12 protein-coding genes are annotated in these 16,161 nt (G+C 57.0%); 3 read left to right on the top strand and 9 right to left on the bottom strand.

All coding sequences use genetic code 11. The annotated features are described in order from the left end of the window. The first annotated feature begins 60 nt into the window (after nt 1-60). Nucleotides 61-630, top strand: a complete 570-nt coding sequence (locus tag ACWJ62_RS02140; RefSeq protein WP_449284717.1) for an NnrU family protein — start codon at nt 61-63, stop codon at nt 628-630. A gap of 20 nt (nt 631-650) precedes the next feature. Here the strand turns inward: ACWJ62_RS02140 and ACWJ62_RS02135 are convergent, their stop codons facing one another. The 4 genes from ACWJ62_RS02135 to ACWJ62_RS02120 all read right to left on the bottom strand — a co-directional run bounded on the left by ACWJ62_RS02135 (nt 651) and on the right by ACWJ62_RS02120 (nt 4,407). Next, nucleotides 651-1,616, bottom strand: a complete 966-nt coding sequence (locus ACWJ62_RS02135; protein ID WP_449284716.1) for a zinc-binding metallopeptidase family protein — start codon at nt 1,614-1,616, stop codon at nt 651-653. A gap of 115 nt (nt 1,617-1,731) precedes the next feature. After that, on the bottom strand, nt 1,732-2,358 hold the full coding sequence (locus ACWJ62_RS02130) for an NAD(P)H-dependent oxidoreductase (RefSeq protein WP_449284715.1): 627 nt from the start codon (nt 2,356-2,358) through the stop codon (nt 1,732-1,734). A gap of 37 nt (nt 2,359-2,395) precedes the next feature. Continuing rightward, entirely contained in the window at nt 2,396-3,385 is a 990-nt protein-coding gene (locus ACWJ62_RS02125) for a cyclase family protein (RefSeq protein ID WP_449284714.1), read from the bottom strand. A 125-nt stretch (nt 3,386-3,510) separates the two neighbouring features. Continuing rightward, nucleotides 3,511-4,407, bottom strand: a complete 897-nt coding sequence (locus ACWJ62_RS02120) for a LysR substrate-binding domain-containing protein (RefSeq protein ID WP_449284713.1) — start codon at nt 4,405-4,407, stop codon at nt 3,511-3,513. A 117-nt stretch (nt 4,408-4,524) separates the two neighbouring features. On the opposite strand from ACWJ62_RS02120, the gene ACWJ62_RS02115 reads away from it, so the two are divergent. Beyond that, nucleotides 4,525-5,445, top strand: coding sequence for a DMT family transporter (locus ACWJ62_RS02115; protein WP_449284712.1), 921 nt, complete (start codon nt 4,525-4,527; stop codon nt 5,443-5,445). A 122-nt stretch (nt 5,446-5,567) separates the two neighbouring features. Continuing rightward, nucleotides 5,568-8,849, top strand: coding sequence for a carboxyl transferase domain-containing protein (locus ACWJ62_RS02110; protein ID WP_449284711.1), 3,282 nt, complete (start codon nt 5,568-5,570; stop codon nt 8,847-8,849). 9 nt (nt 8,850-8,858) lie between these two features. Here the strand turns inward: ACWJ62_RS02110 and ACWJ62_RS02105 are convergent, their stop codons facing one another. The 5 genes from ACWJ62_RS02105 to ACWJ62_RS02085 form a co-directional block, all read right to left on the bottom strand. Further along, the gene (locus tag ACWJ62_RS02105; protein WP_449284710.1) at nt 8,859-9,953 is read right to left on the bottom strand and encodes a hypothetical protein; all 1,095 of its coding nucleotides are present in this window, start codon (nt 9,951-9,953) and stop codon (nt 8,859-8,861) included. Nucleotides 9,954-10,051: 98 nt separating this feature from the next. After that, nucleotides 10,052-11,431 (bottom strand): lipoprotein N-acyltransferase Lnb domain-containing protein, encoded by a 1,380-nt coding sequence (locus tag ACWJ62_RS02100; protein WP_449284709.1) that lies wholly within the window; start codon nt 11,429-11,431, stop codon nt 10,052-10,054. 150 nt (nt 11,432-11,581) lie between these two features. Continuing rightward, a complete protein-coding gene (locus ACWJ62_RS02095) occupies nt 11,582-12,421 on the bottom strand; it encodes a hypothetical protein (RefSeq protein WP_449284708.1) in 840 nt (279 codons plus the stop codon). A gap of 84 nt (nt 12,422-12,505) precedes the next feature. Then, nucleotides 12,506-14,206 carry a BamA/TamA family outer membrane protein gene (locus ACWJ62_RS02090; protein ID WP_449284707.1) on the bottom strand — a complete coding sequence of 567 codons (1,701 nt, stop codon included), beginning with the start codon at nt 14,204-14,206 and terminating at the stop codon, nt 12,506-12,508. A gap of 52 nt (nt 14,207-14,258) precedes the next feature. Next, entirely contained in the window at nt 14,259-16,142 is a 1,884-nt protein-coding gene (locus tag ACWJ62_RS02085; protein WP_449284706.1) for a monovalent cation:proton antiporter-2 (CPA2) family protein, read from the bottom strand. Between the last annotated feature and the right edge of the window lie 19 nt (nt 16,143-16,161).

The raw sequence follows: 16,161 nt of genomic DNA, 5'->3' as shown, positions 1-16,161 counted from the left end.
CAAGGAAAGCGCCCTGCCGATCAAACAACCCTGTCGCTTAAGCCAAAAGGAGTTTTGCAAATGACCACACTGATCGTTGGTCTCATTCTGTTTCTGGGAATTCACTCACTTTCCATTATTAACGAGCCACTGCGTAACAGGCTGAACGCGTCCATGGGCGAGGGAGCCTTCAAAGGACTGTATTCCGTGGTGTCCCTCGTCGGTCTGGTTCTCATCGTCTGGGGTTACGGCGCCGCCCGGATGGATCCGTCGGTGATCTACGTGCCGCCCGGCTGGCTCAAACACGTGGCTTTCCTGCTTCTCGTTCCGGTGTTCCCTTTGCTGTTCGCCACCTACCTCCCGGGCAAGATCAAGGCGAAACTTAAGCACCCCATGCTCGTTGCCGTCAAACTCTGGGCTCTGGCTCACCTGCTGGCCAACGGCATGCTCCACGACCTTCTGCTGTTCGGCTCCTTCCTTGCCTGGGCCGTAGCCGACCGGATCTCCATGAAGCGCAGAACCCAGCGAGCCATCGCAACGCTGCCAACCACAAAGGTCAATGACGTCATTGCGATCGTTGGCGGGCTGGCAGTGTATGTGGTTATGGTGGTCTGGGCGCACCAGTGGCTCTTTGGCGTGGCGCCGGCCTGAACGACCGGCGCTCAACCGGATTAAAGCCCCTGGGCTCCACGGCGCAACCAGTCATGCACGAACGCAAGCTTGCGTTGCGCCGTTTCCGAGAGAACAAAAGGATACAGGTCGGAAAGGCCCATGGAGCGGTTCACATGGTTAACCCGAATAGCCAGCGACGCAGCTACGTTTATCAGCATTGCCGTATCGGGTTCCGAGTAAGGATCCCAGCCATGTCGGGGCACCTCGGGCGATGTCAGGCCGGATGACACAAGACTGTCTGTGATGTCTGTCAGGTGCAGCAGATGCGCAGCGGTCTCGGCCCAGTCTTCGTGAGGGTGTGCCGAGGCATAGCTGGTCAGGTAAAACAGTCGCCAGTCTTGCGGCGGACCGTTATGGTAGTGATGCTCAAGCGCCGCAGGATAATCAGCGCGTTCATCACCGAACATCTCCCGGAACGCATCCAGAAAATCCTCCCGCAAACTCAGGCGCCACCAGAGCATATGGGAAATCTCATGGCGCATATGGCCGACCATGGTTCGATAGGGTTCGTCCAGGGCCTGCCTCCGGGTGGCACGAACCACGGGATCAGCTTCGGCGACACTGATCGTCACCACACCGTTTGCGTGCCCCATGGCAACCGGGGTCAACCCCTCGGCCAACATGTGAAACATCGGGCGCGTGCCGGGATCTTCGGGCCGAAACCAGTGCCAACGACCGAGATTGTCGAGTACCCAACGCTTTGCTGCCTCGGTTTTCGCCCAGTTTGGCATGGCATGCGGAATATTGGGATCAGGGGCCAGCGCTGTCATCGAACAGGAACGGCAGAACGCCCCCTGCTCCGGGGCGATCCAGTTACAACCAATAATGTCACGATTGACACAAAACGGCGGCATGGGAACGAACGACCGCGCCTGGGGATCGTAGGCGACCGGTGTGCCCTGTGCCGTGGTGAGATTGTCAAACCACAGATTTCCGGAACCAACCGGGTTGGAAAAAACCTTCATTGAGCTGGTGCTCCTCTTGAACGGCAGTAAGCTCGAAAATGTGTTGCCGTTCTTCCGAACCTATACCCTATAGACAAGGAACACCAGCCAGACCAACAAATCGACCGGGTATCACTTACACGCTGATCACCAGATCGTCGTAATCAAAGCGCACTTTCGGTAGGCCTGAACTTCGGTCACGGGTACTGCGGTAACCCAAAGCAACGATGGCAGTAGTCTCAAGGCCCAGTTTTGCCAGTCCAAGTACGTCATCGTAGGCTTTGTGATCGAAACCGGTCATCGGGCAGCTATCTACGCGCATTGAGGCTGCCGCAGTGAGCAGGGTCCCCAGGGCAATATAGGCCTGCTGATGCGCCCAGGCCTGCTTTTCCGCCCGGGATTTGGCCGCAAGAGCCTGTTTCATATGTTCAACATAGCCCGAGATGTCGTCGGCAGGCACGCCCCGGGTTTTCACAAACTGGGTGACATACCGGTCCACTGTGTGATCGCCAATATCCGTCTGGGCCGCAAAAACAATCAGATGCGAGCAGTCCAACACCTTCTGCTGGCCGAAAGAATAGGCCAGCAGGTCCCGCCGAACCGCTTTGCTCTCAACGACAAGGATTTTGTAGGGCTGCAGTCCATACGAAGAGGCGCTCTTGCGAGCCGCATCAACCAGTGTTTCCACGGTGTGGCTGTTCAGCTTTTCGGGCGAAAATTCACGGACGGCATAACGCCAGTCCAGGGCTTCGTGTATGTTCATAACGCTTTCTCCAGGAAAATTAGTCCAAGACCGGTGGTTATCGAGCCGAGGTATAAGGTATTGCGATGGGCCGTAACGGGGCCGCGTCGCCGCCGCGAATCTTCAGGGGTGTTCCAATGAAGGCAAACTCGTAGACCTTGTCTCGTGCCAGCTGTTCAAGGTTGACCAATTCCATAATCGTGACGCCCTGCTGGGCCAGCAAATAGGTGTGCACAGGCACATAGTTTTCACTGTCTTCTGAAGGGAAAGCTTCAAAGCTGAGATTGTCGGCGCCCAGCGACAATGCCTGTTTCTCGCCAGCCAGAAAGCGCGCTGCTTCCATGCCAAGCCCAGGGGCATTGGCCATAAATCGGCTTCCGTCACTGTAGTGGCGCATGCGACCGGTGCGAATAAGCACGACATCGCCTGGTGCAATGCTGGTTCCCTGGGCGGTCAACGTATGTTTAATGTCGTCTCGCGTGATTCGATAACCGGGAGCAAGTTCATCAAGCCCTTTTGCTGTCGGAATATCCAGAAGCACGCCTTTGGCGATGATCGGGGGCATTTTTTCAACGCCTGTCCGATTCCAGCCCCGATCCCCGAGATGCTCCTCGGCGGAAAAGTGATTCCAGACCTTGCCGTTCAGGCCGAAATGATTGAGTGCATCAATATGGGTACCGGTATGCGCATACATCGAAAACGCGGATCCGGTGTAACTGACATGTGCGTTCATCTCGTCGCCTACCGACAAGGGGTCGTCGACCACAGTGCCTTTGGGGGTATGGGTCATCCACATCTGGAAATGTGGATCGCCTGCTGCCTGCCAACTGGGCATCCCGATGTAGAACTCGACACTCAGGTCATAGGTTTTCTCTGGATTCAGGTTCTCGAGCGCCGCTTTTCGCGATTCCGGGGTGATCATGTTCAAGCGACCAATTTCATCATCCGGCCCCCAGGGGCTGGAAGCCACATCGGCGCCCAACACCATGGCGGGCGCCAGAAGCATGGCAAGAAAGGTAGAGCGGTAAAGTGCAGTTCGATGGTTCATAGAGTTGCCTCCTTCGGGTTGAAGTAGCAACTCTAAGAGACCAGAAAGGATCAAAAAACGGACGGAATAGAACTATATATTTTCCAGAAAAGAAATAGTAAGAAATAAGCCCACCTGGATTGGCTCTATTCCCAGTATGGTCTGCGTCCAAGTTGCTGATCGAGATGGTCAAGCAGCAGCCGGACCTTTGTGGGTTGCTTGCGCCCCGGCGGAAACAGCGCGAATACGGTGTAGGGTTTTGGTGGGAAGCCTGAAAGCAGAGGAATCAAAGCGCCTTTATCAATATCTTTCTGCACCAGAAAATGCGGTACGAATCCGATGCCAGTTCCCCTCAACAGACTCTGGCGGATCGCCAAGCTGCTGTCTGTCCGATAGTTGCCACTTACAATGACTTCCTGATCGCCCAGCTCCCAGACCCTGGGCCTGTCGTGAAGCGAAAACGTCAGACAGTTATGCTGCAACAGGTCTTCCGGAGCATGAATCGCAGGGGCACAGGCCAGATACTCCTGTGATGCGCACACGATATTTCTGGACGTTCTCAGTGGCCTGGCCATAAGGGTCGAGTCGACCAAAGAGCTTCGAATCCGAATGGCAATATCGACGCCCTGCTCCACCAGATCGACCATGCGATCGCTGAGCTGAAGGTCGATATCAATTTCAGGATAGAGGCCGAGAAAACTGTCGATAGCTTCTGTTATGTGGGTCAAGCCGAACGACATGGGCACGTTCAGCCTTATCGTGCCTCGCGGCTCCGCCTGGAACCCTCTTGCCTCCAGCTCTGCGTCTTCCAACTCATCCAGCAAGGCCTGTGTGCGTTTCAGAAAGGCGAGCCCGGCATCGGTCAGGTTCATGCGGCGAGTAGTGCGGTTGATCAGCCTCGTGTCCAGATCCCGTTCCAGAAAGGCAATGTGTTTGCTGACGGTTGCCGCAGTAACTTCCAGGTCATCTGCTGCTCGGGTAAAACTGCCCAGCTCAGCTACGCGCCTGAAGATGTTCATCGCGACCAGCTTGTCGGTGGCCACTGAATACTCCCGATTATTTCTGATTTGGAAGGAGTATTGTTCGAATGCAGCCAATTATCAACTTAATTAATTGCGGCAAACTGGCTCCTGGTGATACCCCACAACCCGGAGCACCCAATGATGATAGCCTCAACGCAGCGTGCAATTCTCCCACCCCAGGCCGCAGTTTGGACCCTCCTGCTGGCCAATGGATTCCTGATCGCCTTGATGCTGGCGCTGGCAAAAGCAGCAACATCCCAGGGTATGCCGGCCGTCACTTATGCCTTCTGGCAAACGCTTATTGCAGGAGCCGTTCTGCTGTTGTGCTCCCAGAAACGCCGCTCTCTGCTGGAACGTCGCCTGAGCCGCTATTTTCTTATCAGCGGTTTAACCGGTATTGCGGTCCCGAATGTCATCGGATTTTATCTGGTGACAAAACTGGGGGCAGGATTCACGGGCATTATGTACGCCTTGCCACCGATATTTACGTTTCTGATCGCCACTGGCATGGGGCTCGAAAAACGCAGCTGGATCAAACTGGCCGGGCTATCAATTGCGGTCATTGCCTGCGCCTGGATCGTACTGCAACGTCATTCGGAGATCAGCAGCCCCAACCTTCTTTGGTTTGCCATGGGCCTGATCATCCCGGCCATGCTGTCGATCGGTAACGTCTACCGTTCAGTGGCATGGCCTGATGCAGTAAAGCCCATGATCCTCGCATCAGGCACGCTACTGGCATCCGCTTTAACGCTTGGCCTGTTCGCAGGCCTGACGGGGACGCCCATTTTTCCGGAAAGCACAGGTTTCTATCTCCTCGGTATTGTCGTTCTGCAAGGCCTCCTGACCGCGCTGACCTACCTCTGCGCCTTTGAACTCCAGCGGCGCTCCAACCCGGTTTTCTATAGCCAGCTTGGCGCAGTAGCTGCTGTGTTTGGCTTGCTGATTGGCGTTGTCTGGTTCAGGGAAGACTACTCGGTAAGCATCTGGCTGGGAGCATTCATGGTTATTCTTGGGCTCAGGATCAGCAACAGGACAACAGCTCAAACCGCGACGACCTGAATCCATCAACCAGATTCATAACCAACCCTCAAACAAATTCATTTGCCTCATCCGGGCACCGTTCCTAGGATGGTGACTTCTGTCGCCCAAAATAAGAATCACACCCCGGGGAACCAGGCATCATGACTTTCCGCTCCGTACTGATAGCCAATCGCGGTGAAATCGCGATCCGCATTGCCAGAGCCTGCAGCGAACTTGGTATACGGGCAGTAACCGTGTTCTCTGAAGACGATGCCACCAGTCTGCACACCCGTATGGCCGATAAGGCAGTAGCTTTAACGGGGCGTGGCGTGAAGACCTACCTTGATGGGGCGCAACTGGTAGATGTGGCAAAGGCCCATGGCTGCGATGCGGTCCATCCGGGCTACGGATTTCTGGCGGAAAACGCCGATTTTGCCCGCCAATGCGCACAGGCCGGACTGGTCTTTATTGGCCCGTCGCCAGACGTGTTGGAGGGATTTGGCGACAAATCGGCAGCCCGGGCTCTGGCGGAGCGCTGCGACGTTCCGCTGATCAAGGGAATCAACAAGTCGGTGAACCTGAGTGAAGCCCGGGCTTTCCTGAATGAGCATGGAGCCCTTATGCTCAAGGCGATTGCCGGTGGCGGCGGCCGGGGCATGCGGGCGGTTCACACCGAAGCGGAGCTAGAGCAGGCTTTCCAGCGCTGCCAGTCCGAGGCTCAGTCAGCCTTCGGCAGTGGATCGCTCTACATTGAGCAGCTGATTGGTCGGGCGAGACACATTGAAATCCAGATAGTCGGCGACGGCACCGGAGCCGTCAGCCACCTCTGGGAGCGCGATTGCAGCCTGCAAAGGCGTAACCAGAAGCTGATCGAGATTGCGCCGAGCCCTTCACTGGAAACCTCGATCCGGGATGCCATGATCGACTGCGCCCTCAGGCTCGCCAGATCCATCAACTACCGTGGCCTTGGAACGTTTGAGTTTCTGGTGGACCAGGACCAGCCGGGCCGTTTCTATTTCATGGAGGCCAACCCCCGCATTCAGGTTGAGCACACGATCACCGAAGAGATCACCGGTGTTGATCTGGTGCAAACCCAGCTGAAGCTCCTTGCGGGCCACAGCCTCGCTGATCTGGCACTGGAATCTGCACCACCAGTGCGAGGATTCGCGATTCAGGCAAGGATCAACAGCGAGACGCTTCACGCTGATGGTCATGCCACCGCGGCTACCGGCACACTCCGCACCTACGAGCCACCCTCGGGCCCCGGTTTACGAGTCGATGGCTATGGTTACGCCGGCTACGGCATCAGCCCTTCGTTTGACTCCCTGCTCGCCAAACTGGTTTCCCACGGTAGCGATTATCCATCAACACTCCGACGGCTGTATCGGGCCCTTTGCGAGTTCCGCCTCAACGGTGTAAGCAGCAATATTGGCCTGCTCCAGAATCTGATCCGCCACCCAAGCGTTGAATCCTGGGCTGTTACCACACGCTTTGTCGAAGACCACCTGGAACCCCTGATCCCTGAAGAGACCAGTACGGCCCATCCGACTCTGCACTTTAGCAACACTTTCGCGGCAGAGGCCGCCGAGAGCCCGAAAGCCAAACCCGCGCCGGCAGGCACGATCGGCATTCAAGCCCCCAGTTCCGGCACGGTTGTCAGTATTGATGTCGTACCGGGAGATGCAGTTGCCGTGGGCGACCCCATCGCGGTGCTCGAAGCGATGAAAATGGAATTCGTGGTCAAGGCAACGCAATCCGGCATCGTCCACACAGTTGCCGCAGAACCAGGCGCAACGGTGAACGAGGGGCAAGCGCTGGCGTATCTGGAACCGGCCGAAGTGGACGCCAGAGGCATTCAGAGCGAAGAGGCGGTTGATCTGCAGTATGTCCGTGCCGATCTGGCGGAAGTGCTAGAACGTCATGACCTTCTGACGAATGAACGCCGCCCGGCGGCAGTCGCAAAGCGACGTAAGAACGCCCAGCGAACCGCCCGTGAAAACGTTGAAGACCTCCTCGATCCGGACAGCTTCAACGAATACGGGGCACTGGCACTGGCGGCACAACGGCGCCGACGTTCGGTGGACAAGCTGGTTGAAATGAGCCCGGCGGATGGCCTGATTACGGCCATTGGTAGCGTGAACGCCCGGGACTTTGGAGCGGAAGCGGCACGCTGCGCAACCATGGCCTACGATTACACCGTATTTGCCGGCACCCAGGGGCTGGCCAACCACCGCAAGGCAGACCGAATACTGGCTCTGGCGGAGCAATGGCGGATTCCGCTGGTTCTCTTTGCGGAAGGCGGTGGTGGTCGACCATCCGACACCGACACCAATGGCGTGTCCTTTCTGGACTGTCATACCTTTGTCAGCATGGCTCGTCTCTCCGGGCGGGTGCCTACGCTCGGTATCGTGTCCGGTCGATGCTATGCGGGCAATGCGGCCCTGCTCGGCTGCTGCGACACCATCATTGCCACTGAAGATGCCAACCTGGGCATGGCAGGGCCCGCGATGATTGAGGGCGGCGGCCTTGGGCGGTTCAGCCCGGAAGAAGTGGGGCCAGTTTCGGTTATGGGCCCCAACGGGGTGATTGATGTCCTGGTTGATAACGAAGCAGAAGCCGTACGCGTGGCGAAGCAATACCTTTCTTACTTCCAGGGCCCTTTAGAGGACTGGCAGTGCGAGGATCAACGCCGCCTACGCCACCTGATCCCGGAAAACCGCATGCGGGTTTATGATATCCGCCAGGTCATCGAAACCTTCGCCGACCAGAACAGCGTTCTGGAGCTCCGACGGCAATTTGCGCCAGGGCTGATCACGGCGCTGGTTCGTATTGAAGGCCGTCCCATGGGCCTAATCGCCAACAATCCTGCCCACTTGGGCGGGGCGGTCGATGCCAACGCAGGGGACAAGGCTGCCCGCTTTATGCAGCTGTGCAACGCTCACAACCTGCCGATCCTGTCACTGTGCGACACACCGGGCTTCATGGTGGGGCCTGACGCCGAAAAGCAGGCCACTATTCGCCACGTTTCACGAATGTTTGTGGCTGCAGCCAATCTTACTGTGCCTTTCTTCACCGTGATTCTGCGCAAGGCTTACGGTCTCGGCGCCCAGGCCATGGCGGCGGGCAGCATGCTCACGCCTTTCTTCACCGCAGCCTGGCCCAGCGGTGAGTTCGGGCCCATGGGCTGGGAAGGTGCCGTGCGTCTGGGCTTTGCCAAAGAGCTGGCCGCCCAGCGTGACGAAGAGTCACGAAAAAAGATGTTCGATGCCTTTGTGGCCAAAGCGTATGAGCAGGGCAAGGCGCTCAACGTGGCCAGCTACCTGGAGATCGATGCGGTCATCGACCCTCAGGAAACGCGGGCCTGGCTGGTCAGGGGGCTTAATTCCACGTCCGCCGGAGACCCTGGCGGACGTGGAAATGGGCGGTTTGTGGACACGTGGTAAACGTCAATCTCAACAGCTTGTGACCTTGGTCACCTTGACGCGAAACTCGCGTGCTGCACAGGGCAAGGTCTCGGGCACTTCCTCTGTGTCACCGTAGCAACCGTTCACATTGTTCAACATCGTGTCCATAACACCACGATGCTGAACACTTGCGGAGCCCGGGCAATAGACTTCGAAATAGACATCAAGGCATCCCACCTCTTCCGGCTTGATGCTTGGGACAGTTCCGAAAACGTGCTTTGAGGGACCCGGACAAGATCGGCCATAGAGTTTTATACCCTGCTGCATTGTTGCCAGATAAGCCGCCCGACGAGCCTCGCGCTCTGCCTTTTCACGCTCTCGCGCACGCTGGCGCTCCAGTATTTCCTGCTGACGTGCCAGTCTCCGAGCCTCCTCAGCCTGACGGCGTTCTTCTGCTCTTTGGCGGGCTTCTTCCTCAGCCTGTCGGCGTGCCTCAAGCCGTCGCCGCTCCTCTTCCGCGAGCTGTCGCCTTTCGATCAGTTCAGCTTCCCTACGTTCTGCCTCGGCAAGCTGTTGAGAGCGTCTACGCTCCATCTCCCGCCGCTGTTGCTCCTGCTGACGTTTGATGGCCTCCTCACGGCGCCTTTGCTCTTCATACATACGCTGTTGCATCTCAAGCTGCTGCCGCTGCTGAGCCAACTGGTTTTCGGTGAACTGTTTGAACTGCTGAACGGTCTGATTGAGCATTAGCATCGTGTTGTTGGAACTGGAACTGGAAGGCTGATCATAAGAGGGCTCACGGCAGTACCTCGGATTCTGGTAACCGTCGACGCAATCTTCGTATTCTTCCCGAATCGGGCAATTCGCACTGCATTCCTGAATCCGGCGCTCCATCGCCAGGCGCTTTTTCTCTTCCTCGGCAATTCTGTGCATTTCCTGTCGATAGTCCCGGGCTTCTGCCAGACGTTTCCGGGACGGTTCATCGAAAACCAGTCTCTCCGCCTCTTTGAGCTGCCGATCCGCGCAGGAAAAATTCCCTGTGTCCACACATTCATAGGCCTTGTCGACGGCGGCGCTGAAGTCCTGACGATCCAGCTGATCCAGTTGCTCAAGCATTTCAAGCTGTTTCAACATCTCTTCCATGTTGTCACCGCCAGGTTTTGGCTGATTGGCTGCGACTGTCTGGACAAAAACAGCCAAAACAAGTGCAAACAGAAAAGGGGACTGGCGAACGGTCTTCATTACAGCGTCCTCAGGTAGGCAAGGTTTTCGTGGGTCTGTTCGATTTCAAGACTGAAATTTCTCAACGCCCGGACACTCCCGTGCCCCTCGGGCAGCCAGTCGTTTACCAGCCGTTTGGCAATGACCAGAGATCCAGGCTGATCGCAGTCTGTCCCGACCGATGGAAACAGCTGCATGAATTCGGGGCCTGGTATTCCCTTCGACACCGGCAAACGCCCCTGAAGCTTCCGAACCGGTTGCAGGACACACTGTTCAAGCCACCGCCGATGGGTATCGTGCTCCATCTCATTCAAACCGTTCTGAAGCGAAGCCATAATCTCCGGGTCGCCTAAAAGGTTCATCAGTGATTGGAGCCGGGCCTGTTCAAGGCCGATCAGGGCCCTTTCCTCCAGCAGCAAATGAGCTTCCCTGGCATGCTGGTCATAGGCGTAAACTTCCAATAGCTCGTCGGATTTCAAAGCGATCAGCAGGCGCTTCTTGGCCGGTGTGCTTAAGTATTCATCAAGTGATGAGGGAGAATTCCAGCCCGCAGTCTGGCTGACCAGTTCGAACGCCCGTTCGTAATAGGGACGGGTGCTGGAAAAGTAGAATCCTTCCTGCTCCGCCCTTTCCAGAGACTCGAGAACACGGTCGTCAGCCAGTTCGCTGCGCCTGAGCGCTTTGAAAAAAGAGTCGGGGCGTAGATACCCCGTTTCCAGATTACCGGCTACGGTGGGTTCATCTGACGCCTGTTCCACGAGGGCTGCCAGAGTGTCTTGCAGGAGGGTTGCACAATTATTCGTGAAAAAGCGGTAGTTACCCCTGAAGCTCCAGTGAATCTCCGACAACTCTCGCACCACTTGTTCGGTCTGTTCAGGGCGCAAATTCAGGGGAATTGAGAACAGGTTTCTGTCCGCAAGTAAGGTATTGGTTCGGTAAGCTTCCATAAAGGAAAAGCCGGTCAGATGGGCGTCGTATCCGCCGAACGCGCCTTTGATCAGGCTCATCTCAAGTTCATTGATTCGGGCAACGTAGCCAAGAACCACATGATCGAAAATGTTTTCGTTGCACTCGGCATCACTCGAGGACCTGGAGGGGCAGACGATGAGTCGAATAGAAAGATGACCGAATTGGGAGGCAACCGACTCGCCTGGTGAGGCAAACATTATGTGTATGCTGCGGACAAGGTCCGGCGCTACGGAGAACTGATATCCGCCTTTCTCACGATCCAGCAGATAAAAAGGGACGGTTGGAGGGCACTCTCTATAGTCCAGGGACTCACCCAGCCTTTGTGAGAAATAGTAGGCATAGGCCGGGTGCCGACATTTATAGGACGTATCGGAGCGGTGCTTCGTTAGTTCAATCAGGAAGTCTGCATCACTGCCCTGCTTTCCTGTCACCAGCCTGCTCAGATCCGAAAAACGGTCATCGGGTTCTATCGCTGCTGCACGAGAGCCATCCAACTCAAGCGTGCTTAAGCTGGAGCAGCCTCCCAACGCCAAAAGCGCCAGGCCAGAAAGAAGCAGGCGGAATTTCACAGCGAAGAAGCGTCAGAGTTTGTCCGCGGCCCTCGCGACCAGAGAGTCAGGGTTCGCCCAGCGGGCCGCAGCCGTTTGGCGACGCAATGTTTCCAGCCTGCTGTCCTTAATCTGTTGGTCAGTGGTCGTTACCGGTGTCGAAAGCAGTTCAGCCGTGAACGTTGGGGCTACAATCCATGGCGCCGAAATAATTTGGGAAGAGCCCGGGTCATCACCATAGATCCCGAGAAGCGCGGACTCAGACATCGCAAAATATTCCATCTTGCTGGCCTCGAGATCATCGATCTTTTTCTGACGCTCCGCCTTCGCTTCCCATTCGGAAGCTGTCTGCGCGTTGTCGGGCACACCATTCCCTGAACGATACCTCTGTGCCATGCGCTCCATTGCGGCGGCATTTCCAGCCCGAGCACTCGCCAGATCTTTCTCCAGTTGCTCCTGCGCGGCCTTTTGAGCGGCAATCCGGGCCTGTTCCCGACGTCGCTGTTCTGCCTTTTCTGCTGCCATTCTGGCCTCTTCCTTGCGCAGGGCTTCCTGCTTCTGCCCATAAGCTGTCAGGGTTTTATCCGGCAGGGAAACACGAACCCGCTCAGGCACTCCGGCACGAAGCTCAATTCTTTTGACGAATACCTGTTCAAATTCCCGACCGACCGGACGAACCACTCGCAGCTCATGGGCGCCTGCGGTTGTCAGAATTGGGAGTTTTGCATAATCCTCGCATTCGAATTGATAGGCACCGTCGAGGTAGACGGCCGCACCGTTTGTATCTTCCTGGCAATCAATGCGAACAAGGGAGTTAGATGCGAATACAACCGAGGAGAAGGCGAATAGCAGGAAACCCAACAACAACTTCATTTTTTTTACCTTTGCGACATCAGGACCTGATTACATATCAGTAATGTGATCATGGATTGGCCAATTGATCAATATCAAGTTGGCTCAGAACCGGCTCCGGCCCCTCAACAGAACCTGAAAATCATCAATACTTTCGTCGCCATCCAGGGGAAAGGCGAAGTCGAGGTGCAGCATGCGCTGCACCTCGATCCGACTGGACGCCAGCCGTATGCCGAAGCCAACATCCTTCAGCACGCCTTCGTCCGACCCACTGTTCCGGTCGTCAGTGAACCAGGCCCGGCCGACGTCGGTGAAGAGTACACCACCTACCCGAAACAGCTTGAACGGATGCCAGTCCGGGAAATAGCGCCGCTCCAGGGTCCATAGTACCCGGCGGTTACCCTGCTGGTATTCGCTGGGATAGCCACGCAGACCGTTCTCCCCGCCAATCAGCAGTTGCTGATCCGCTGTCAGATTGTGCGCTGCGGTGAACGCGAGGTTGGTGTACCAGCTGTTCCAGCGCTCCGAGCCGCCATGGAAGTACTGAACGCTCACTGTGCCCAGCAGGTTTTCAACCCGATCCTCGTCAAAACGGTAAGTGCCGCTCTGGCTGAGGGAATAGCTGGCGTAGTTGGTCTCCGAAGCGTGCAGCGCATCCTGGAAATCCATGTTGAGAACCACCCGATCTTCCGTGGCGCCCAACCCGCTGCCCGAGTAGCCCAGCTCGGTTCGCCATATAAAACCGTCTCGCACGTCCTCCACCCGCTGGAGCCGGGTGAGGTTGGTCATTTCACGGAAACGGTTCTGGCGGTAATCAAAGCCAACCCAGGGGTAACTCAGGGTCCGGTCGTCCGGGAGGATGTCGAGATCGGGTTCGTTGGGCAAACGGTCGAACATGAGTGCATCGTAGCGGTATCCGGCGAGCAACCTCAGTTGCCGGCTGTCTCTCTCAGCCAGGCGCCAGCCTCCATCGATACTGAAGAACTCCTGGCTGCGCCGATAATCGGCAATGGCCTCCGCTCCAACGTAGCGGGATTCCTCCCGTACGTCATCGATGCCGCTCAGGCCAAACCGCCAGTCGGTGGTCTCACTGAAGAAAGGCCTCTCAAGGTAGGCGCCTCGGCCCCGGCCGTCGCTTCTCTCGTCGAACGAGAACCCCGCCTGCCAATGCGAACCCAGTACGTTCGGGTCATCAAAATACAGACTGGTTTCGGTGCGGTCCGGGTCCTTCGCATAGCCGATTCCGAAGCTCTTGCCTGATCCGGCAAAGTTGGGGTCAGACAACCCGAAGTTGGTGGTATTTTCGCCCCCGGATCGGGATACCCCCACGCTCGGGAACAGTGTCCAGGTATCCCTGGTAAGCACGCTTACCTCAACTTCATCGCCACAAACACGGGTTACGCCTACCCAGGCAGCGGTCAAATACTCACGCTGGCGCAGCACCCGCTCGGATTCGGAGATAAGCTCGGGCTCGTAGACATCTCCTTCTTCAAACACCAACTGGGCACGCAAGGCGGACTCCCAGGTAGGCGTGTTGAGCGCGTTCAGAGTTCGATAGAGCGCGTTGTTCTGCTCAGGGTCGGTGGTATCAAAGATCGGGCGGCGAAGAATTCGGATGTCGCCGATGCGCGCATCTTCCGGAATCACCAGATCGTTCTGGCGGGCGAGCAGATCTCTCGGCTTGTCCAGATCAATGGCTTCCGGCTGGATACTGCTGGCAATGCAGTCGCCCTGGCCCGATTCGGCGGCCAGGCAGGATCCGGCAAAAACCATTCCCGAGACAACAAGCGTTTTCCTGAACACCATACTGACCTCTACAGCCGCATAGACAATAATTTAGCCCAGCGTTACTGCACTGTCAGCGGTCGGGCGGTCGCCATATGGGAACATCCTCCTGTTTTGGTTCTTCCCAGTCCCGATGCATGGCGCTGCTAAGCGCTTCTTCAAGCTTCATGAAGAGTTCACCATAACGGGGGCTGAACCGGATGCCTTCCTCGATTTCCTTCCAGGCGTCGAACAGCTCATCCTCGTGGGCTTTTTCATTGTCGAGGAAGGCCCAGGTCATCTGACGGGCACGCATCGGGTGCACACCCATGGCGGTCAGGGCATGACCGCCGAGCTCAAGTGCCGAATGATAGGTTTCACTCACCACATCATCGGCCCCGGCCTCTCGCAATCGGTATCCGTGGCCTCTGTCGAACGCGCGGGCCAGCACCCAGACACCGGGGAAGAACTGCTTCACGTGCTCCACCATCTGCACCGAACGGTCACGGTCGTCGATAGCCACCACCAGCAGCCGGGCCTGTTCGATGCCTGCGGTTTCCAGCAAATCCGGGCGACTCGCATCCCCGAAAAAACTCTTGATATTGATCTGCCGGAGGTTCTCGATCTGTTCTATCTCATGGTCCAGCGCCACGATGGGAACCTTATTGGCCCGCAACAACCGACAGACAATCTGGCCGAAACGACCGACACCGGCCACAATAACGGGCGCCTGCTCGTCGATGGTATCCGCCTCACGGTCATCGTTCTGTGAACGACGATAACGGGGCAAAACAATCCGGTCGTACACGATAAACAGCAACGGCGTCAGGAACATCGACAGCGCTACCACCAGAGAGAGGACTTGGGACGTTTCCACGGGAATCACGTTGTTCTGGACACTGTAGGTCAGAAGCACAAAGCCAAATTCCCCGGCCTGGGCCAGGGACAGCGTGAACAGCCAGCCATTACTGCCATGCACTCTGAACAGCAACGCCAGGCCGAGCAGTATCGCAGCCTTGACCGCGATCACGGCGACCGCAAGTGAGACCACCGTGCTCCATTGCGCCGACAACACATCGAAATTGATCCCGGCGCCAACGGTGATGAAGAACAGGCCCAGCAGCAGTCCCTTGAAGGGTTCGATATTTGCTTCCAGCTCATGCCGGAATTCACTGTTGGCCAACACCACGCCGGCCAGAAAGGCCCCTAGAGCTGGGGAAAGGTTCACCAGACTCATCAGGGCCGCAATCCCGATAACCAACATCAACGCCGTGGCTGTGAACACCTCACGCAGGCCTGATTGCACCACATAACGAAACAGGGGGCGGCTCAGATAGTGACCACCCACAACCACCGAAGCGATAGCCGCCACCACAACCAGGCCGTGGGCCCAGGCAGGAAGACTGTCCACCAGGCTCAGGTTGCCACCATGACCATCGGAGGTGCTCGCCGCGCCCATGAGCTCCGGCAAAGCCAGCAAGGGAATCAGCGCAAGCATGGGAATGACAGCGATGTCCTGAAACAGCAGAACCGAGAAAGCACTACGACCACCTTCGGTTTTGACCAACCCCTTTTCGTTGAGGGTCTGCAAGACAATCGCCGTAGATGACAGCGCAAAGATCAGGCCGACCGCAAGCGCCGTCTGCCACTGCAGCCCGAGCCAGACAGCCACAGCCATACCGGCTGCCGCCGTCAGCACCACCTGCAGCCCACCCAGACCGACCAGGCGCACACGCATGGCCCAGAGCGCCCTGGGGTCGAGTTCCATACCCACCAGGAAGAGCATCATTACCACGCCAAACTCGGCAAAATGCTGGATGGTATTGGCTTCCTGCCCCACCAGCCCCGTGACCGGACCAATCACCACACCGGCCACGAGATACCCGAGGACAGAGCCAAGCCCCAGGCGTTTTGCCAGGGGCACAGCGATTACCGCTGCCACCAGGTAGATAAAAGCCTGGACGAAATAAACTGTCATCAATGATTTCCTTGATTCA

Source organism: Marinobacter sp. PE14 (genome assembly GCF_053566155.1).
This window is presented reverse-complemented; position numbering and strand designations above follow the sequence as displayed.

Bases quoted from the DNA above. Each gene is read 5' to 3' on its own strand.
- ACWJ62_RS02140 (WP_449284717.1), top strand. From the start codon at position 61: ATGACCACACTGATCGTTGGTCTCATTCTGTTTCTGGGAATTCACTCA.
- ACWJ62_RS02135 (WP_449284716.1), bottom strand. From the start codon at position 1,616: ATGAAGGTTTTTTCCAACCCGGTTGGTTCCGGAAATCTGTGGTTTGAC.
- ACWJ62_RS02130 (WP_449284715.1), bottom strand. From the start codon at position 2,358: ATGAACATACACGAAGCCCTGGACTGGCGTTATGCCGTCCGTGAATTT.
- ACWJ62_RS02125 (WP_449284714.1), bottom strand. From the start codon at position 3,385: ATGAACCATCGAACTGCACTTTACCGCTCTACCTTTCTTGCCATGCTT.
- ACWJ62_RS02115 (WP_449284712.1), top strand. From the start codon at position 4,525: ATGATGATAGCCTCAACGCAGCGTGCAATTCTCCCACCCCAGGCCGCA.
- ACWJ62_RS02110 (WP_449284711.1), top strand. From the start codon at position 5,568: ATGACTTTCCGCTCCGTACTGATAGCCAATCGCGGTGAAATCGCGATC.
- ACWJ62_RS02105 (WP_449284710.1), bottom strand. From the start codon at position 9,953: ATGGAAGAGATGTTGAAACAGCTTGAAATGCTTGAGCAACTGGATCAG.
- ACWJ62_RS02095 (WP_449284708.1), bottom strand. From the start codon at position 12,421: ATGAAGTTGTTGTTGGGTTTCCTGCTATTCGCCTTCTCCTCGGTTGTA.
- ACWJ62_RS02090 (WP_449284707.1), bottom strand. From the start codon at position 14,206: ATGGTGTTCAGGAAAACGCTTGTTGTCTCGGGAATGGTTTTTGCCGGA.
- ACWJ62_RS02085 (WP_449284706.1), bottom strand. From the start codon at position 16,142: ATGACAGTTTATTTCGTCCAGGCTTTTATCTACCTGGTGGCAGCGGTA.